The sequence below is a fragment of the Klebsiella sp. w6 genome (assembly GCF_033100215.1).
GTDB classification, from domain to species: domain Bacteria; phylum Pseudomonadota; class Gammaproteobacteria; order Enterobacterales; family Enterobacteriaceae; genus Klebsiella; species Klebsiella variicola.
The window spans coordinates 2,565,949-2,583,710 of record NZ_CP136907.1 but is presented as its reverse complement, the minus strand read 5'-3'; the positions used below and the strand labels follow the sequence as shown (position 1 = coordinate 2,583,710).

18 protein-coding genes are annotated in these 17,762 nt (G+C 58.5%); 15 read left to right on the top strand and 3 right to left on the bottom strand.

The features are described 5' to 3' along the window. Positions 1-143: 143 nt before the first annotated feature. Entirely contained in the window at positions 144-284 is a 141-nt protein-coding gene (gene sra / locus R0140_RS12720; protein WP_012541615.1) for a stationary-phase-induced ribosome-associated protein, read from the top strand. Here the strand turns inward: sra and R0140_RS12715 are convergent. Then, a complete protein-coding gene (locus R0140_RS12715; RefSeq protein WP_048268468.1) occupies positions 281-379 on the bottom strand; it encodes a hypothetical protein in 99 nt (32 codons plus the stop codon). The two genes, sra and R0140_RS12715, sit on opposite strands and share 4 nt — an antisense overlap. A gap of 111 nt (positions 380-490) precedes the next feature. On the opposite strand from R0140_RS12715, the gene R0140_RS12710 reads away from it, so the two are divergent. From R0140_RS12710 to R0140_RS12680, 7 genes are all read left to right on the top strand, one after another. Further along, positions 491-841 (top strand): hypothetical protein, encoded by a 351-nt coding sequence (locus R0140_RS12710; RefSeq protein WP_023297681.1) that lies wholly within the window; start codon positions 491-493, stop codon positions 839-841. A gap of 14 nt (positions 842-855) precedes the next feature. Continuing rightward, on the top strand, positions 856-1,284 hold the full coding sequence (locus R0140_RS12705) for a hypothetical protein (RefSeq protein WP_049153051.1): 429 nt from the start codon (positions 856-858) through the stop codon (positions 1,282-1,284). Beyond that, positions 1,281-1,643 (top strand): hypothetical protein, encoded by a 363-nt coding sequence (locus R0140_RS12700; protein ID WP_129671004.1) that lies wholly within the window; start codon positions 1,281-1,283, stop codon positions 1,641-1,643. Before R0140_RS12705 ends, R0140_RS12700 begins: the two co-directional genes overlap by 4 nt. Positions 1,644-2,127: 484 nt before the next feature. Next, positions 2,128-3,825: an NAD-dependent malic enzyme gene (locus R0140_RS12695; RefSeq protein ID WP_008804752.1), complete on the top strand. Its 1,698-nt coding sequence runs from the start codon at positions 2,128-2,130 to the stop codon at positions 3,823-3,825. Between the two features lie 183 nt (positions 3,826-4,008). Continuing rightward, positions 4,009-4,704 (top strand): hypothetical protein, encoded by a 696-nt coding sequence (locus R0140_RS12690; RefSeq protein ID WP_023297682.1) that lies wholly within the window; start codon positions 4,009-4,011, stop codon positions 4,702-4,704. Then, a complete protein-coding gene (locus tag R0140_RS12685; protein ID WP_023297683.1) occupies positions 4,701-5,387 on the top strand; it encodes a hypothetical protein in 687 nt (228 codons plus the stop codon). The genes R0140_RS12690 and R0140_RS12685 overlap by 4 nt, the downstream gene beginning before the upstream one ends. 353 nt (positions 5,388-5,740) lie before the next feature. Then, positions 5,741-7,456 (top strand): ABC-F family ATP-binding cassette domain-containing protein, encoded by a 1,716-nt coding sequence (locus tag R0140_RS12680; RefSeq protein WP_317704040.1) that lies wholly within the window; start codon positions 5,741-5,743, stop codon positions 7,454-7,456. Between the two features lie 37 nt (positions 7,457-7,493). Here the strand turns inward: R0140_RS12680 and R0140_RS27815 are convergent, their stop codons facing one another. After that, positions 7,494-8,447, bottom strand: coding sequence for a helix-turn-helix domain-containing GNAT family N-acetyltransferase (locus tag R0140_RS27815; protein WP_411555540.1), 954 nt, complete (start codon positions 8,445-8,447; stop codon positions 7,494-7,496). 167 nt (positions 8,448-8,614) lie between these two features. Further along, positions 8,615-9,214 carry an inorganic diphosphatase gene (locus R0140_RS12660; protein WP_012968118.1) on the bottom strand — a complete coding sequence of 200 codons (600 nt, stop codon included), beginning with the start codon at positions 9,212-9,214 and terminating at the stop codon, positions 8,615-8,617. A gap of 253 nt (positions 9,215-9,467) precedes the next feature. Here R0140_RS12660 and adhP point away from each other — a divergent pair, with 253 nt between their 5' ends. The 7 genes from adhP to R0140_RS12625 all read left to right on the top strand — a co-directional run bounded on the left by adhP (position 9,468) and on the right by R0140_RS12625 (position 17,758). Further along, positions 9,468-10,478, top strand: a complete 1,011-nt coding sequence (adhP, locus tag R0140_RS12655) for an alcohol dehydrogenase AdhP (RefSeq protein WP_002906221.1) — start codon at positions 9,468-9,470, stop codon at positions 10,476-10,478. A gap of 157 nt (positions 10,479-10,635) precedes the next feature. Beyond that, a complete protein-coding gene (locus R0140_RS12650; RefSeq protein ID WP_012541609.1) occupies positions 10,636-12,258 on the top strand; it encodes a TIGR04028 family ABC transporter substrate-binding protein in 1,623 nt (540 codons plus the stop codon). A 10-nt stretch (positions 12,259-12,268) separates the two neighbouring features. Beyond that, positions 12,269-13,213: an ABC transporter permease gene (locus R0140_RS12645; protein ID WP_008804745.1), complete on the top strand. Its 945-nt coding sequence runs from the start codon at positions 12,269-12,271 to the stop codon at positions 13,211-13,213. Then, on the top strand, positions 13,210-14,058 hold the full coding sequence (locus R0140_RS12640; RefSeq protein WP_023297686.1) for an ABC transporter permease: 849 nt from the start codon (positions 13,210-13,212) through the stop codon (positions 14,056-14,058). The genes R0140_RS12645 and R0140_RS12640 overlap by 4 nt, the downstream gene beginning before the upstream one ends. After that, the gene (locus R0140_RS12635; RefSeq protein WP_049153054.1) at positions 14,055-15,671 is read left to right on the top strand and encodes a dipeptide ABC transporter ATP-binding protein; all 1,617 of its coding nucleotides are present in this window, start codon (positions 14,055-14,057) and stop codon (positions 15,669-15,671) included. The genes R0140_RS12640 and R0140_RS12635 overlap by 4 nt, the downstream gene beginning before the upstream one ends. Next, positions 15,671-16,657 carry a putative FMN-dependent luciferase-like monooxygenase gene (locus tag R0140_RS12630; protein WP_032740523.1) on the top strand — a complete coding sequence of 329 codons (987 nt, stop codon included), beginning with the start codon at positions 15,671-15,673 and terminating at the stop codon, positions 16,655-16,657. The genes R0140_RS12635 and R0140_RS12630 overlap by 1 nt, the downstream gene beginning before the upstream one ends. 9 nt (positions 16,658-16,666) lie before the next feature. Then, the gene (locus R0140_RS12625) at positions 16,667-17,758 is read left to right on the top strand and encodes an alkylhydroperoxidase domain protein (protein ID WP_032740521.1); all 1,092 of its coding nucleotides are present in this window, start codon (positions 16,667-16,669) and stop codon (positions 17,756-17,758) included. The last annotated feature ends 4 nt before the right edge of the window (positions 17,759-17,762 follow it).

The window sequence follows — 17,762 nt, the reverse complement described above, 5'->3', positions numbered from 1 at the left end:
TGGCGCGCGAAGGTTGCTATTGCCCTGAAAATGGACCACCCTAGCTGAGGTCGCACAAAAAACGTGCGGCCGACTTTGGGTTACATTTCATCCGGTCACCACCGGGTTTGCCCTTGAAACCAGAACAGGATAAAGGAGTCAGAATGAAATCGAACCATCAGGCACGTCATCTTCTCGGTCTGAACTATAAGCTTTCCCAGCAGAAAAAAGTGGTGCTGGAAGGCGATGAAGAAACCACCCTCAACCACATCCATGCTACCGGCCGCAAACGCCGCGGTGGTTAATTTTCAGTCTGAGTGATGATAAACAACACCGTCCTGTTGCCAGGATGGTGTTTTTTTATGGCAATTGATTGCTTGTTTACCCGCTTGACGACCATCTGCTCTAGAGAAGTTCCCCTCACTTACAAGATTAGCACCCTCACCTAAGAAGCCCGCCAAACAAGGTTTTAAGATATTTCTCAGAAAATTTCCTTACAGGTGATGATGTTATGAATACTGAAAAAATCCCTCACATTTCACTAACCAAAAAAGACGGCTACGTTTTCCATAAACGCCATCAAGATGGGACACTCGACCTTGCTCTACGTACCAAAGAAGAACAGCAAACTATGCAATGGGATGCAGCAGTCTCTATACGGTGTTTTGAACTAGAGGTGCTCAAACTTCCCTTTGAGGCCGTGAATCTGAGCCTGAAGCAATACCGGGGTAACGAACAGATAGCTCTGTTTCAGCATGCATGCAACATGGGGAATTCTTCTTCCTTCTCATTTAACGTAGAACAGTCTGTAAGTGCTCTTGCGAGAATAGTTAACGAATTACGCGCTAATATTGATTATTAATCTGAGAAAATAAAATGATGCTAAAATCTTTCATAGCTAAGGCTGCTGTAATAGCTATTCTTTCTGGTGTGGTTTATGCCCCTGCAAACTATCTTAACAATGATGTGAATCGTGCTATCTATCGGCTTATAGAGCGTAACGACCGCGATCCGGTTATTAATGAAAATGTTCAATTAGGTGATGTTGCTAAGGGGTGGATTCAATCAGGCGGCTTGTGTATGCAAAACACCTTAGTATTTGTGATTGCCCCTTATGACACTGAGGCTGAGTGTCATAAGTCAGCAGATGCATTTAATGCTGTAGAACGACCAATGCTAAAGGACGAATTAATTTATGGCAGGATAATGGTTGTTAGCGGTCTTATTCTGCTCCTGTCTTTAGCTTCAATTGCTGTATCACTTTCTTTTGTTGGTCTGCGTAAACTGTGGAATATTGGAAAATGAAAAAATTAATTATTACACTTGCATTACTTACTCCTGTAGCTGTACAGGCTGATACATGGACTATAACCTGTGGTGGCGTAAAGCTGATACGAACAAATAACAAAGAGCTAAATACCGTTGATAAAGGTGTTCACACCTACGCTATCACAGGGTCAATCAATAGTGGTGATGGTGGTAACTACTCAGTATTTAACCAATACATTCCTAATGTATCAAAAAATAATAATGTAATCCCTGTAGATGCTAATAAATCCATTCTTTTGATTCAGATTGGAAGTGATAACAGTGCCGAATTCAGAATGCTAGATGAACGTGGTAATCATAAATGCTCTGTACAGTCCTTTAATGCAGGTGAATGATACTCTGAATAAATGGCTTCGCATTGCTGAGGCCTTTTTTGTTAGTATATTTGGAACTGATTATTATATGACTTTCTCTTTTCTTTCAGAGAGCCCTTTTCTTTTAAAGTATGGATAAAAATATTGCTTACAGTTTGGTTAAGGTCTGGTATGTGTAGCAATATGACACAGCCGCTACTCCGATGAAGACGGTAATGCCCATAATCAAAGCCTTTCAGAAAAAAAGTGATTCATTCGCCCCTTCCTATGGGGGCTATGTTCCCGCTTCTCCCCTCTAAGCAATCAATGTTATCCTCATTCCCCTGTGTGGGGGCTCCCTTTGCAAAAATCCTCACATTACCACATAACAATCCCTCACATAGTGAGTTAAGTGCTTGTTTTGTAGTGATGTGAAATTGTTTGCTCTATACTCTGCCCGCTGCTTTCTACCCGCCCTCGCTTATCGCCGCGCCGGGACTGTGGTCATGATCAAGGAGTTAGTGCGATGCAATTTACTCATAAGAAAAACCGTTCCCTGTACATCCCTTACGCGGGTCCCGTTCTGCTTGAATTCCCCCTCCTCAACAAGGGCAGCGCCTTCAGTCTGGAAGAGCGCAGCAATTTCAACCTTCTTGGCCTGCTGCCGGAAGTGGTTGAAACCATCGAAGAGCAAGCGGAACGCGCCTGGATCCAGTATCAGGGATTCAAAACTGAAATCGACAAACACATCTACCTGCGTAACATCCAGGACACCAACGAAACCCTGTTTTATCGCCTGATCGGCAACCATCTCGAAGAGATGATGCCGGTTATCTATACCCCGACGGTGGGCGCCGCCTGCGAACGTTTCTCCGAGATTTACCGTCGCGCCCGCGGCGTCTTCATCTCTTACCAGAATCGCCATAACCTTGACGACATCCTGCAGAACGTCCCGAACCATAACGTGAAAGTGATTGTGGTCACCGATGGCGAGCGTATTCTCGGCCTCGGCGACCAGGGGATCGGCGGGATGGGGATCCCGATCGGCAAGCTGTCGCTGTACACCACCTGCGGCGGCATCAGCCCGGCTTATACCCTGCCCATCGTGCTGGACGTCGGAACAAACAACCAGCAGCTGCTGGACGATCCGCTGTATATGGGCTGGCGCCATCCGCGCATTACCGACGACGAGTATTATCAGTTCGTTGACGACGTGATCCAGGCGATTAAGGCCCGCTGGCCGGACGTCCTGCTGCAGTTTGAAGACTTTGCGCAGAAGAACGCCATGCCGCTGCTCAACCGCTATCGCAATGAAATCTGTTCATTTAATGACGATATTCAGGGCACCGCGGCGGTCACCGTCGGGACGCTGATCGCCGCCAGCCGCGGCGCCGGTAGCCAGCTCAGCGAGCAGAAAATCGTCTTCCTCGGAGCGGGTTCCGCCGGCTGCGGCATCGCCGAGCAGATTATCGCCCAGATCGTCCGCGAAGGCGTTAGCGAAGAAGAGGCCCGCCAGCGCGTGTTCATGGTTGACCGCTTCGGCCTGTTAACCGACGGCATGCCTAATCTGCTGCCGTTCCAGAACAAGCTGGTGCAGAAGCGTGAGCATCTGCAGGGCTGGGATACCACTAACGATGTGCTGTCCCTGCTGGACGTAGTGCGTAACGTGAAGCCGAACATTCTGATTGGCGTCTCGGGTCAGCCGGGGCTGTTCACGGAAGAGATTATCCGCGAGATGCACAAGCACTGCCCGCGGCCAATCGTGATGCCGCTCTCTAACCCGACCTCACGGGTGGAAGCGACGCCGCAGAATATCCTGAGCTGGACCGACGGCGAGGCGCTGGTCGCTACCGGCAGCCCGTTTGCCCCGGTCACCCTGAAAGGCAAGCAGTACGCTATCGCGCAATGCAATAACTCCTATATCTTCCCGGGGATTGGTCTGGGGGTGATTGCTTCCGGCGCGTCGCGGGTCACCGACGAGATGCTGATGGCCGCCAGTGAAACCCTGGCGAAACACTCGCCGCTGGTGAACAACGGCGAAGGTCCGGTGCTGCCGGAGCTGAAGGATATCCAGACCGTCTCACGGGCAATTGCCTTCGCGGTCGGCAAGGTGGCGCAGGAGCAAGGCGTGGCGGTGAAAACCTCCGCTGAAGCGCTGCTGCAGGCCATTAGCGATAATTTCTGGCTGCCGGAATATCGCAATTATCGCCGCACCTCGATTTAATCACGCTCACCGGGCCGATATATCGGCCCGGTTTTTAATAACGCCAGAATAATATCTCCCACCACAGAAACGCCTTTTTCGCCCATATTCATTCATCGTAAAAATATAAAACGGATAGCATTTGCCGTATGTCCTCTACTGTGCAAAATAGTCTCCTCTCAACTCTTCACAACGGAATGTGAAATGCAAAAATTAACCCCTGGCGCGAATAAAGCGAATGCGATTCTGATCCGTATTGTCTTGTTTCTTATCGGCGGTATCGCCATCATCACCGGAATGTGCCTCTTCAGCGGTGATATGTGGATGCTCACCCCGCGGGCTGAACAGTATCAGCCCGCCACCGGCGATCTGGTGGATGTCGTCATCTATGAACCGAGTAAATTTTTCTTCGCCCTGCTCTACGTGTTTATTATTACCCTGGTCTGGCTGTTGGCGGTACGTAAAATCCCCTCGCGGCCGATACAGCATCCTATATTACCGCTGATGGTACTGATTGCCGCCGGGATATTTATTTTCCTCCACCCGGAGGTCACCCCGGGTCGGGATGCCAGTATTCAGTACGGTAAACACAATACCTATTATGCGTCCATATTCTGGATGAAAACCCGGTCAGGTAGTCATTCCGCTAAGCAATCAAAATATGAAACCTTTGTTGAAGCAAAAGATCCCCGCTGGCTTATCGACAGAAACAATCTTGGCCGAGCCTGGCGCTGTGAAGTGGAGCGGCATAGCCAGTTTTACACCCTGTCATTCAATGAAGGCTGGTTTCCGAACATCAATCCGCAGGTCCTTGCCAACCAGTGTAGCCAGATTGCCGATCTGGATACGGTCTCTGAAGACGAGCTGCTGGTCACTAAAACCATCAGGAGCCGTAAATGAGCCAGCAAAAAATGGTTCTGCAACCGATATTACGCCTCTGGCTGGGGCTGTTTAGCGGACTGTTGTTGGTGAGCGCCATCAGCGCCTTTCACGGTGAGTACTGGTATTTCGGCGATAAGCAGGCGTTTTACGCGGCGAAAGCCGGCGAGGTTTCGGTGCATGAACTCTATACGCCGGCAAAAATCCTCTTTGCTTTTATCGTCAGCACGATCCCGCCGCTGCTGTGGCTGCTGCTGGTTAACCGTCGGGCGCCGCGGCTGCTGACCCACATTCTCCCACCGGTGTTACTCCTGCTGGCAGGACTGGTGTTTTTCTTCCTGAGACCCGACGTGATTCCCGGCGGGGAGACCCCTGTCTATCGCTACGGCGAGCGGGAGCGCTACTACCAGACGGTCCGCTGGCAGAAACCGGAGCCGGGCGCGTGGCGGGGTACCCGCTCTGAGTACAAAGTGTATATCGAATATCGCGATCCCAAGGGACATCGCGAAGCCGACAATATTAAAAACGCCTATACCTGTGAAACCCACCGTGAGTCTCGCTTTTTTACCTTAACAACCGAAGAGGATTGGTATCCGGATGCGTATCCGAATATTCTTGAGGCTCCCTGCCAGGCGATAAAGGATCCCCAGGCGATGACGGAATATACCCGCGACCACGCCCGCTGGTTTCCCATCATGTTCTAGCAAACACATAAGCCCTCTGCGCCAACCCGGCATCGTAGACAAAGACGGCGCAGGTGAAAGCTGGCGGGGCCCCCTGCCAGTTTTGTCACTGGCGTCGCTAGCCTTTCCCCACTACACTGCCACCACCCACTGACTGAATAAAAAAGGAGGCCCCCCATGCTGTATTGTGAAATGTTTATTGTTTCACATGCATTAGGCAATTGCGCCAGCTCAAGCGTTATCGGTATCGTGCTGCGATAACTATAGCTTGAGCGAAGACACTTCACGCAATCCCTTCTCTCCGGCTTACCGGGTTATCGTCAGCGAGTTTTGACGAGGCATTTGCATGCCTGTAACTCTTGAGTAAGTTGACTATGAGTACATTACTAACTGCCCATGCGCTCCACGTGGAGACTGCCTTTGGGCCGCTGTTTAACACCCTCTCCTTCACCCTGAAGAAAGGCGACCGTATCGGTCTCATCGGCCATAACGGTTGCGGCAAAAGCACCCTGTTGCAGGTGCTGGACGGCACCCTCGCGCCCACCTCGGGCAGCGTCTCACTCGCCGGTCAGTGTCTGATGGCCCGCGTTGAACAGCATCTGCCGGAGGCGCTGCGTTCGCAGTCGCTGTTGCAGGCAGTACTGGCCCCGTTACCCGCTGATGTACGGGAAGCGCAGCGCTGGCTGGCCGAACGCCTGCTGGCGCAGATGGGCTTTACCCCGGCGGTGATGGAGCAGCAAACCACTACCCTGAGCGGCGGCCAGCACACGCGCCTGCTGCTGGCCCGGGCGCTGATCCGCCAACCTGACCTGCTGCTGTTGGATGAGCCCGGCAACCACCTCGATCTGCCGACCCTGCTGTGGCTGGAAAGCTTCCTGCAAACCTGGCAGGGGAGCTTCGTGCTGGTGTCACACGACAACACCTTACTGGATGCTGTAACTAATGCCAGCTGGATCCTCCGCGACCAGACGCTGCACAGCTTCGCCTTGCCCTGCAGCGCTGCCCGTCAGGCACTGCAGGAACAGGATGAAAGCGCCGCGCTGCGCCATAAGGCCGAGCAAAAGGAGATCGACCGGGTCAGCGCCAGCGCCCGGCGGTTGGCCACCTGGGGTCGCATCTATGACAACGAAGACCTCGCCCGTAAAGCCAAACAGATGGAGAAGCAGGTCGCCCGCCTGAAAGACGAGCAAACCGAGCTCAGCGTCGGCCCGCCGTGGCGTCTGTCATTGCAGGGGGACGCCCTGCCGGCTGACCGCCTGCTGGAGATGGACACCCTGCCCGTCGCGCCCGCGCCGGGCCTGCCATCCCTCTTCACCATCGGCGTGGCGCGCCTGCGCAGCGGCGATCGCGTGGCGATCATGGGGCGCAACGGCGGCGGTAAATCGTCCCTGCTGCGCCTGCTGTGGCAGCAGATGAACGACGCATCGCCACTCCCGGGGCTGCGCCTGCATCCCCGGCTGCACCCCGGCTACTATGACCAGACGCTGGAGCAGTTACCGGACGATGCCAGCCTGCTCGACGCGCTGACGCCGTTCGCCCCGTCGGCCGACACCCGTAAACGGGCGCTGATCGCCGCCGGGTTTGGCTGGGCGAGACATAGCCAGAAGGTCAGCACCCTCAGCGGCGGCGAGCGGTCGCGGCTACTGTTTGTTGGCCTCTCGCTGGCGCGCTACAGTCTGCTGCTGCTGGATGAACCCACCAACCATCTTGATATGGAGGGTAAAGCGGCGCTGGCGCAGACGCTGCGCGATTACTCCGGCGGCGTGCTGCTGGTCAGTCATGACCGCCAGCTGATTAGCGAAAGCTGTAACCGCTTCTGGCTGATCGACAACGCCGGGTTAACGGAATGGCACAGCCTGGAGGAGGTCTATGCCCGTCTGCAGGCCGTGGCGCCCGCCCCGGACAGTCGACTCGCTTTGCAGAGTACGCCCGCCGGGGCTGACGATGATGAGGAGGCGCTGCTGGCGCGGCTGATTGACCTGGAGCAATGGCTGGCTGACGACATGGCCCGCAAGCCAAAACATCAAAAGCCGTCACTGCAGGCGCAGTGGCGAGAGGAGATTAACCGCCTGCTTAACCAGTTGGCGTAATCTCCATGTTCCCCCCACCGGCTAAGGCGTCACGCCCTTAGCCGGTGTTTCCGGACCGGGTAAATTGCTGCTCGGTCATTACCTTTCCCCACTGCTCTCCCTGCCATTCGCGGGTTAACGTGAAGCCAAAGGATTCATACAGTTTGCGGGCCGCGTCCAGCCCTTTAAAGGTCCACAGCTGCACCGCGCTAAACTGGCGACTATCGCAGAAAGTCATCGCCTCGCTGAGCAGACGCCTGCCGATGCCGCTTCCCCGGCAGCTGTCGTCGAGAATAAACCAGCGCAAATGCGCCTCCTGCTGGCCGAGGTCCTCGCCATCGATAGCCAGCGAGCCGACGATTTTCCCTTCGCGGATCGCCAGCCAGATCTGGTTGGCCGGGGAGGAAAGCCGGGTGGCAAATTCCGCTACGCCGCTGGCGACCTTGCCTTCAAAAAAAGCGCCAAAGTCATGATGACGGGCGTAATACTCCCCGTGCATCTGGGCTATCCGGCCGATCATCCCCGGCTGATAGCCGGTCATCAGCGAAATTTGCGGAGCCGTATCCGCGAGCGCGCTATCCCGACACTGCGCCAGCGCCCGGGCATAGGCCGCCAGTCCAGTGGCGACAGTGTGCTGCTGCGTCTCATCCAGATGGTCTAACGCCTCCACCACCTGACGGGTACCCCAGGCGTTAATTTTCGCCACCGTATCGTGCCCCTTTGCCGTCAGGGCGAGTGATTTCGCGCGCGCATCCTCCGCGCAAGGACGCTCCTCCAGCTCACCGGCCGCCAGCAGACGAGAGAGCATCCGGCTGACGCTTGATTTTTCCAGTCCCAGCAACGTGACCAGCTGCGCGGCCGTCATCTCCCCCCTCATCGATACCTCAAGCAGGGTGTGCACCGCCGAAGGTGAATAATTGGTGGCGGCCAGCGTGGTGCTCATAAAGCCCAGCTCGCGCACCATTAACCGCGAGGCGGTACGAATCTGTTGGATTAAGGGGGTGTCAGGCATGGCAGCGGGTCCGAAACATGAAATGGTTGTACAATACAACCATCATCTTCATCCTGCGTCAAGATGCAATATGGTGAGATAAGCGTTGCCGTGTGACCTGTGATTTCGCCGCCACAGGGGTCGTGAGAGCGAATACCGCGGGCGCCGGACAGCGCCCGCGATGAATATTATTGCGGGTTCTTCGCTTTCCAGGCCTCCCAGGCCGATTTGATCTCCTGCTTTGCAGCGGCGGCATCGTTAAAACCGGCCAGCTCAACCTTTTTACGCCCCTCTGGCAGTTCTTTATAGACCCGGAAGAAGGCCTCCAGCCGCTGCTGCTCGATTTTCGGCAGATCGGTGATGGTCTTGATGTCGTCATAGGTCGGATCAATTTTGCTGGCCGGCACGGCGATGATTTTGTCGTCTTTCTCACCGCCGTCTATCATCTTAAGGACACCGATCGGCCGCAGCTTAATCAGTGTGCCCGGCGCCATCGGCGCGCGAGTGTAAAACACCACGTCCAGCGGGTCCCCATCTCCGGCCAGCGACTGGGTCAGCGAGCCGTAGTTCGCCGGGTAAGCCACCGGCATCGACTGAAAGCGGTCGGCGATGATAAACCCCGTTTTGGCGTCGGTTTCATACTTAATGATGCCCCCTGCCGGGATCTCGGTGACGGCGTAAAATTCTTCCGGGTTGTTTTCCGGCTGGGGGAATTCCAGTACGTTCTGCGCCTGCGCGGCGGCGGACAGAAACAGACCGGCAGTGAGGATGGTTTTTACCAGATGCATTGTTGTATCACTCTGTTGTTATAAGAAATTGATGCGCAAAACGATAGAGTTGGGTGATGAAGAAAACATGACCATTCAGTGACGCTATTATTACCTACCAAAATTAGAGGTATTGCCTGAATTTTGTGCTACCGCTGTAGCAAAAAACCACATCCTGTACTAAAGCGCCTTGTATTTTTCTCCATCGCGTCTAATCCTTATTGGGTACTATTGCATTAATAAAATTAAACAATCCCCTCACAAGGAGACAGGCATGAAGGCTGCTGTTGTTACCCACGACCATCAGGTTAACGTCACGGAAAAAACGCTGCGCCCGCTGGAATACGGTGAAGCGTTGTTGAAAATGGAATGCTGCGGCGTGTGTCATACGGACCTGCACGTGAAAAACGGCGATTTTGGCGATAAAACCGGCGTCATTCTCGGCCATGAAGGGATCGGGGTGGTGCAAAAAGTCGGACCGGGCGTCACCTCCCTGAAGCCAGGCGATCGCGCCAGCGTAGCGTGGTTCTTCGAAGGCTGCGGCCACTGCGATTACTGTAACAGCGGCAATGAGACGCTGTGCCGCTCGGTGAAAAACGCCGGCTATACCGTCGACGGCGGCATGGCGGAAGAGTGCATCGTCACCGCCAACTACGCGGTAAAAGTCCCGGACGGCCTCGACTCCGCCGCCGCCAGCAGTATCACCTGCGCGGGCGTCACTACCTACAAAGCGGTCAAGGTCTCTCACATCAAACCGGGTCAGTGGATCGCTATCTACGGTCTCGGCGGGCTGGGCAACCTGGCGCTGCAGTATGCGAAGAATGTCTTTAACGCCAAAGTGATCGCTATCGACGTCAACGACGGGCAGTTGGAGCTGGCGGCCTCGATGGGCGCCGATCTGACTATCAACTCCCGTAATGAAGATGCGGCGAAAGTGATTCAGGAAAAAACCGGCGGCGCGCATGCTGCCGTGGTGACCGCGGTAGCTAAAGCGGCCTTTAACTCGGCGGTAGATGCCGTTCGTGCCGGTGGCCGCGTGGTCGCGGTGGGCCTGCCACCGGAGGCGATGAGCCTCGATATTCCACGTCTGGTGCTCGACGGCATCGAGGTGGTCGGTTCGCTGGTCGGTACCCGTCAGGATCTGGTGGAAGCCTTCCAGTTTGCCGCCGAAGGCAAAGTGGTGCCGAAAGTCACCCTGCGCCCGCTGGAAGATATCAACGCCATCTTTAAAGAGATGGAGCAGGGTCAGATCCGCGGCCGTATGGTTATCGATCTGCGCAGCTAATCACCAACGCCTCTCCCGCCCGGGAGAGGCGCTTGCCCCACGCTTCCCACTCGCGAAGTAAATCCAATTTCCGCAAATGCTTAGCGCAATTCCTTGGTTCCTTTGTTTTTAGCCGCGCCCGATGATGGCAACACAATAGATAACAAAGGAATTCACCATGCATCGTCATTTTCGCCTGCCCGCGCTGGCCGCCCTGTTTCTCTCCGGCGCCTTTTCCGTCTGGGCCGCCGACACGCCGGTTAAAGGCGGCACCTTAATTTATCTGGAGCAGCAACCGCACACCAATCTCTATCCGCCCGCCGGCGGCTTTTATCCGAATGGCGGTATTCTCAATCAGATAACCGACAAGCTCACCTGGCAGAACCCGAAAACGCTGGAGATTGAGCCGTGGATTGCCGAGAGCTGGACCAGCAATGCCGATAAAACCGAGTACACTTTCCACCTGCGCAAAGGGGTCACCTTCTCGGACGGCACGCCGCTTGACGCCGCCGCCGTGGCTAAAAACTTCGACACCTATGGTCTGGGAGATAAAGCCCATCGCCTGCCCGTCTCAGAGGTCATCAATAACTACCAGCGCAGCGAAGTGATCGACCCGCTGACGGTGAAATTTTACTTCAACAAACCGTCGCCGGGCTTCCTGCAGGGAACCGCCACCATCGGCTCCGGTCTGGTATCACTCAGCACCCTGCAGCGCAATTTTGAAGAGCTGGGCGATGCCCGGCATATTATCGGCTCCGGGCCCTTTGTGGTGCAGGATGAAAAGCCAGGCCGCGAGCTGACGCTGGTGGCGCGCAAGGATTATCAGTGGGGGCCGAAAAACAGTGCCCAGCAGGGGCCCGCTAACCTCGATGGCATCACCTATATTGTGACCCCGGAAGACAGTGTGCGCATCGGCGCGCTGCTGGCGGGTCAGGCGGGCTTTATTCGCCAGGTGCAGGCCTACGATGAAAAGCAGGCGACCGATCAGGGATTTAAGATCTACGCCGCCCCTACCCGCGGGGTCAACGACAGCCTGAGCTTCCGCCCGGATAACCCACTGGTCGCCGACCTGCGGGTGCGCCAGGCCCTGCTCCATGCCACCAACGCCAAACAGGTGGTGGAGACGCTATTCTCCGCTAACTACCCGCAAGCGACCTCCGTACTGGCCAGCTCCGCCGCCGGCTATGTCAATCTGAGCGATAAACTGACCTTCGACCAGGCCAAAGCCCGACAGTTGCTGGACGACGCCGGCTGGAAGCCCGACGCCGACGGTATTCGCAGTAAAGACGGCCAGCGGCTGGCGCTGACGGTCTATGAGTCGCTCCCGCAGCCGCAGAATAAGGAAGTGCTGCAGCTGATCGCCCAGCAGTGGCGCCAGGTAGGTGTGGCGTTGACCGTCAAAGCCGGGGATGCCGGTAGCCGTACGCTGGACAATCTTGACCCGCAGAAAACCCCGCTCACCGTCTCAGAAGTGGGCCGCGCCGACCCGGATGTGGTGAAAAGTATGTTCTTCCCCAACAACCGCGATGCGCTGCTGCAGAAAGGCGGCTCCAGCGATAAAGTGCAGCACTTCCGCGATGATAAGCTGAATGACCTGCTGACCGGCATCTCCGCGGCGGTAGAGCCGCAGCAGCGCTTGCAGTTAACCGGTGACGCCCAGCGCTATCTGATCGATAACGCCTATGTGATCCCCATTTTCGAAGAGCCGCAGGTGTTCGCCGGCGCGCCGTGGGTCAAAGGCGTCAGCTTCGAGGCCGTCGGTCGTCCGTCGTTCTACGGCGCGTGGCTGGACAAGCACTAAGAGGCCGGGTATGAGCGCTTATCTTCTGCGACGGTTCGGCCAGGGGCTGCTGGTCCTGTGGGCGGCATTTACCCTCACTTTTTTCCTGCTGCAGGTGCTGCCGGGAGATGCGGTGCTGATCAAGTTTCAGAATCCGGATCTTGGCCTGAGCCCGGCGCAAATCGCTGACATGCGGCTGGCCTACGGCGCCGATAGCCCGCTGTGGCGCCAGTACCTGCACACGCTGCTGGCGATGCTGCACGGCGACTTCGGCTATTCCCTGCAGGCAGGGCTGGCAGTCAGTAGTCTGATTGCCAGCAACCTGCCGGATACCTTAAGCCTCGCGCTGCCGGCCTTCCTGCTGGCCGTGGCGCTGGCGTTCGCCCTCGCCTTCGCCTCGCGTCTGCCGGGGCTGCGCTGGCTGAGTAACCTCCTGCAGTCGTTGCCGGTGCTGTTTATCTCTCTGCCGACTTTTTGGCTGGGTATCGCCCTGATCCAGCTCTTCTCGTTTCAGTTGCGTTGGATCCCGGTGATCAACCCCGGCCCACTGGAAGGGCTGATTTTACCGGTTATCGCCGTCGCGCTGCCCATTTCGGCACCGCTGGCGCAGATCCTGATGCGCAGCATGGATCAGGTGGCGGTTCAGCCCTTCGTCGCGGTCGCCCGCGCCAAAGGAATGAGCGAAACGGGCGTCCTCTGGCACCATGTGATGGGCAACGCTCTGCTGCCGGCGCTGAATATTGCCGGGCTGCTGCTGGGCGAGCTGATTGCCGGGGCGCTGATCACTGAGACCGTCTTCGGCCGCAGCGGCCTCGGCCAGCTGACCCAGCAGGCGGTCAATAACCAGGATATCGCCGTGCTGCAGGCAGTGGTGATGATCTCCGCCCTCGGTTTCGTCCTGATAAACCTGCTGGTCGACCTGGTTATGCCGCGACTGGATCCCCGACTCCATTTACAGACCGGAGGTGCGAAATGAGCCTGGTCGATTATGCCATCGCGGTTCGCCGCCGCCCGGAATGGCGCAGGGTGCGTCTGCAGCCTGGCTTGTGGCTGGCGTGGGCGGTGATGATCACTGCGCTGTTAATGGCCCTCGCCCCGCAGTGGTTTACCTCCGCTAACCCGCTGGAAGGGATCCCCGGCGCTCAGCGCCTGGCGCCGCAGGCGCACTACTGGCTGGGTACCGACCAGCTGGGGCGCGACCTGTGGACGCGGGTGGTTTACGGCGCGGTACATTCCCTGTCGGCGGCGCTGATTGCCGTCGCCATCGGCCTGGTGGTGGGCACCGCCCTTGGTACGCTCGCCGGGGCGCTGACCGGACGCGTTGAATCCACGATCATGCGCCTGGTCGATGTCCTGCTGGCCATCCCCTCCCTGCTGCTGCAGCTCACGGTAATTATTCTGCTCGGTTTCGGCACGGTGAATGCGGCGGTGGCGGTTGGTGTGGCGGCTATCGCCAGCTTCGCGCGCCTGGCGCGGGCGGAGGTCGTGCGCGTACGCCACAGCGATTACGTCGAGGCGGCCCGGGGCAGCGGCGGCACCTTTTTCGCCGTCTTCTGGCGCCATATTCTGCCCAACTCGCTCACTGCGGTGCTTGCTTTCGCGACGCTGCAGTTCGGACAGGCGATGTTGGCCCTGGCCACCCTCAGCTTCCTCGGCTACGGCACCCCGCCGCCGGTCCCGGAGTGGGGATTATTGATCGCCGAAGGTCGCAACTACCTGTCGACCGCCTGGTGGCTGACCACCTTCCCCGGCCTCGCCGTGGTCGCCGTGGTCCTTGCCGCCAATCGTCTTAGCCGCCAGTGGAGTGGAGTACGCCCATGAACGTTCTGTCCGTTGAAGATCTGCGCATCAGCTACCGCTCGCGGGGCGAATGGCGCGAGGTGGTGCACAACGTGAGTTTTTCCATCCAGCGTGGCGAAATGCTGGCCTTCGTCGGAGAATCCGGCTCGGGGAAAACCACCACCGCGCAGGCCATTATCGGCCTGCTGGCGGATAATGCCCGCCGGGATGCCGGGCGGATTATCCTCAATGGCGAAGTGATTAGCGACTGGTCGGCAAAACGCCTTAACCGCCTGCGCGGAGTGAGCATCAGCCTGGTCCCGCAGGATCCCGGTAATTCGCTCAATCCGGTAAAAACCATTGGCCGGCAGGTGGAAGAGATCCTGCGGCTGCATCAGTCCCTCTCCGCCGCTGAGCGCCGACAGCAGGTCCTTAACCTGCTCACTAAAGTCGGTCTCAGCCACCCGGAACAGCGTTTTGACCAGTATCCGCATCAGCTGTCTGGTGGGATGAAACAGCGGGTGCTGATCGCCATCGCCATTGCCCTGCAGCCGGATCTGATTATTGCCGACGAGCCCACCAGCGCTCTCGACGTCACGGTGCAGAAGCGCATTCTCGACCTGCTCGATATCCTGCGTCGCGAGTCGGGTACCGCCGTGCTGTTTGTCACCCACGATCTGGCGCTGGCCGCAGAACGCGCCGACCGGATCATGGTGTTTCGTCAGGGAGAGATTCAGGAACAGGGCGCCACCGAGACGATTGTCCAGCGTCCGCAACACCCCTACACCCGCCAGCTGCTCCACGACCTGCAGGATGCGCCGTTGGGGCTGACGGCGGCTCGTCACCGACCGCTGGCCACGCCGGCCATTCGCGTGGAGGGGATCAGCAAACGTTTCTCGCTGGGCAAACAGGCGCTGCAGGCGCTCGACAGCGTCAGTTTTGAGGTCAGACGCGGCACCACCCATGCGCTGGTGGGCGAATCAGGCTCCGGGAAAACTACCCTGGCGCGGATCCTGCTGGGCTTTGAGCGCGCCGATGCCGGACAGGTGACCATCGACGGTATCGACGCCGGGCATCTCAGCCGCGAGGCGCAGCGTCAGCTGCGGCGGAAAATCCAGTTTGTCTACCAGAACCCCTTCGCCTCGCTCGACCCGCGCCAGACGCTGTTTGCGATTATCGAAGAGCCATTAAAGAACTTTGAGCGCCTCAGCGCGTCGGCGCGTCGCCTGCGCGTGGAGACCGTCGCCGCGCGGGTGGCGCTGGCCCCGGAGCTGCTGTCGCGTACGCCGCGGGAGCTCTCCGGCGGCCAGCGGCAGCGGGTGGCGATTGCCCGGGCGCTGATCCTCGAGCCGGCGATACTGGTCCTTGACGAAGCGACCTCGGCGCTCGACGTCACCGTTCAGGCGCAGATCCTCGCCCTGCTGCAGCAGTTACAGCAGCAGCTGGGTCTGAGCTACCTGTTCATTACCCACGATCTGGCGACGGTCAGGCGGATTGCCGACAGCGTCACGGTACTGCGCGCCGGCCAGGTGGTGGAGCATGGCGACGTTGACCGCCTGTTCGCCACTCCGCAGCAGGCCTACACTCGCGAACTGATCGCCGCCATCCCCCAGGTTTCACCCCGCTTAGCACAGGCCCACACGGAGAACGCATAATGCCTAAACGCCTCGGCTTTTTTACCCGTCTGCTCGATCAGGGCTCCGCGCAAACGCGCTACCGGCTGGCGGCCGAACAGATCCGCCACGCGGAGCGTTTGGGCTTCGACAGCGCATGGATTGCCCAGCACCATTTTCATGAACAGGAAGGCGGCCTGCCATCGCCGCTGGTGTTTCTCGCCCACGTGGCGGCACAGACCGACCGGATCCGTCTCGGCACGGCGATTATCACTCTGCCGATGGAAAATCCGCTGCGCGTCGCCGAAGACGCGGCGGTACTGGATTTACTCACCGACGGGCGTCTGGAGGTAGGGTTTGGCTCCGGCGGCACGCCAACGTCGTTTCTGCCCTTCGGCCTGACCAGCGAGCAGCGCGGGGCGGTGTTTGCCGACCATCTGCACCTGATCCATAGCGCCTGGCGCGGCGACACGCTGAGCCACCCGGACAACCGTCTCTATCCGCCCGCACCGCAGTTGGCGGAGCGTATCTGGATCGCCACCTTCTCGGCGGAGGGCGCCATCCGCGCCGGTCAGGCGGGACACGGGCTGATGCTGTCGCGCACCCAGCCACGGCCCCCCGGCGAGCCACGTCTGCCGCTGGACGCCATTCAGAACCCGATCATCGACGCCTACCTGGCGGCGCTGCCGGACGGCGTTGCACCGCGGATCCTCGCCTCGCGCACCGCCTTCGTCGCCGACAGTCACGCCTACGCCCTGCAGGTCGCCGAGCCCGGTCTGCGCAAGCAGGCGACACAGCACCGGGCGGCGGGTCATACAATAGAAGGTGACAGTGTCACCGACTATCTACAACAACTGGATGCCCACGTTGGCGATCCTGAGCATGTTATTGCCTCCCTGGCGCAGGACAGCGTGCTGGCCCGCGCCACCGATATTTCGTTTCAGGTGCACTCGGTGGAGCCTTCGCACCGGGATACGCTGCGTTCCATTGAGCTGATCGCTCAGCATATTGCCCCCCACATCAGATAAGGAGTCACCATGACGCTGAGTCAGGATATTCTGGCCGAACTGGCGGAGATTGCCCCCGGTTCCCCGCTCGACCAGGCGCGCGCCGTACGCGACGCCAGCACCCGTCACGCCCAGGGAAGTTATGAAGTGCTGTTCAGCCAGCAGGACGCTGACTTTCCTCTTGATGAACGCTTCGCGGTGGCCGCGAAGGTGGCGAAACTGCACCAGGCGGACGCGCTGGCGGCGCACTATGCCGGTTTCGGGCTCGCCGATCCAACCACCGATCGTCTGGTCCCGGCGCTGGCCTTTGCCCGCCTGCTCACCTTCACCCCCGTCGAAGCCACCCCCGGCGCGCTGCACACCTTAACCGGCGCGGGCTGGAGCCTGCGGGGCATCGTCACTCTGGCGCAACTGGTGGCCTTTGTCAGCTTCCAGAGCCGACTGCTGCTGGGCCTGCGGGCGCTCAACCATAAACCGATCGTCAGCGCCGATACGCCGCAGGTTGCCGGATACTGGCATACCACACCGCATACCCAGAGCGGCAAAGCGGCCCCGGTTCGCTTCACCCGCGACGAGCTGCACTGGGAACCCTGGCTGGCCGATAAACCGCTGGCGGAATTCAGCGCTGAAGAACAGGCGATTCTGGCCAAATATGGCCATAGCGACTCCCCCTACTTTCGCCTGCTGGCGCGCAATCAGCCGGTGCTGGAGCAGCGGACGCTGACCGATAAAGGCATTTTCTATACCCCCGGGGGATTGCCGCGCGCCGAACGCGAGCTGGCCGCCACGGTGACCAGCAAAATCAACGGCTGTATTTACTGCGCCTCGGTGCATGCCCGCAAAGCGGCGCAGCTGGCGAAGGACGAGACCGCTGTCGACACGCTGCTGGCGGTGACGCCGGGGGAGAATTTGAGTGACGGCCAGTCGCCGCGCTGGCAGGCGGAAATCGACGCCGCCGCTGCGCTGTCGGTGACGCCGCCGGGGCTGAATGCCCGCCATCTGGCGGCGCTTGAAGAGCAGGGTTTAGATACCCTGGCCCAGCTGGATCTGCTGCAGTCGGCGGCCTTTTTCGCCTGGGCCAACCGGCTGATGCTGACCCTTGGCGAACCCTGGCGTGAGTAAGCGT

Bases quoted from the DNA above. Each gene is read 5' to 3' on its own strand.
- R0140_RS12690 (WP_023297682.1), top strand. From the start codon at position 4,009: ATGCAAAAATTAACCCCTGGCGCGAATAAAGCGAATGCGATTCTGATC.
- R0140_RS12680 (WP_317704040.1), top strand. From the start codon at position 5,741: ATGAGTACATTACTAACTGCCCATGCGCTCCACGTGGAGACTGCCTTT.
- R0140_RS12715 (WP_048268468.1), bottom strand. From the start codon at position 379: ATGGTCGTCAAGCGGGTAAACAAGCAATCAATTGCCATAAAAAAACAC.
- adhP (WP_002906221.1), top strand. From the start codon at position 9,468: ATGAAGGCTGCTGTTGTTACCCACGACCATCAGGTTAACGTCACGGAA.
- R0140_RS12710 (WP_023297681.1), top strand. From the start codon at position 491: ATGAATACTGAAAAAATCCCTCACATTTCACTAACCAAAAAAGACGGC.
- R0140_RS12705 (WP_049153051.1), top strand. From the start codon at position 856: ATGATGCTAAAATCTTTCATAGCTAAGGCTGCTGTAATAGCTATTCTT.
- R0140_RS12635 (WP_049153054.1), top strand. From the start codon at position 14,055: ATGAACGTTCTGTCCGTTGAAGATCTGCGCATCAGCTACCGCTCGCGG.
- R0140_RS12685 (WP_023297683.1), top strand. From the start codon at position 4,701: ATGAGCCAGCAAAAAATGGTTCTGCAACCGATATTACGCCTCTGGCTG.
- R0140_RS12695 (WP_008804752.1), top strand. From the start codon at position 2,128: ATGCAATTTACTCATAAGAAAAACCGTTCCCTGTACATCCCTTACGCG.
- R0140_RS12645 (WP_008804745.1), top strand. From the start codon at position 12,269: ATGAGCGCTTATCTTCTGCGACGGTTCGGCCAGGGGCTGCTGGTCCTG.
- R0140_RS27815 (WP_411555540.1), bottom strand. From the start codon at position 8,447: ATGCCTGACACCCCCTTAATCCAACAGATTCGTACCGCCTCGCGGTTA.
- R0140_RS12640 (WP_023297686.1), top strand. From the start codon at position 13,210: ATGAGCCTGGTCGATTATGCCATCGCGGTTCGCCGCCGCCCGGAATGG.
- R0140_RS12625 (WP_032740521.1), top strand. From the start codon at position 16,667: ATGACGCTGAGTCAGGATATTCTGGCCGAACTGGCGGAGATTGCCCCC.
- R0140_RS12700 (WP_129671004.1), top strand. From the start codon at position 1,281: ATGAAAAAATTAATTATTACACTTGCATTACTTACTCCTGTAGCTGTA.
- R0140_RS12650 (WP_012541609.1), top strand. From the start codon at position 10,636: ATGCATCGTCATTTTCGCCTGCCCGCGCTGGCCGCCCTGTTTCTCTCC.
- R0140_RS12660 (WP_012968118.1), bottom strand. From the start codon at position 9,214: ATGCATCTGGTAAAAACCATCCTCACTGCCGGTCTGTTTCTGTCCGCC.
- R0140_RS12630 (WP_032740523.1), top strand. From the start codon at position 15,671: ATGCCTAAACGCCTCGGCTTTTTTACCCGTCTGCTCGATCAGGGCTCC.
- sra (WP_012541615.1), top strand. From the start codon at position 144: ATGAAATCGAACCATCAGGCACGTCATCTTCTCGGTCTGAACTATAAG.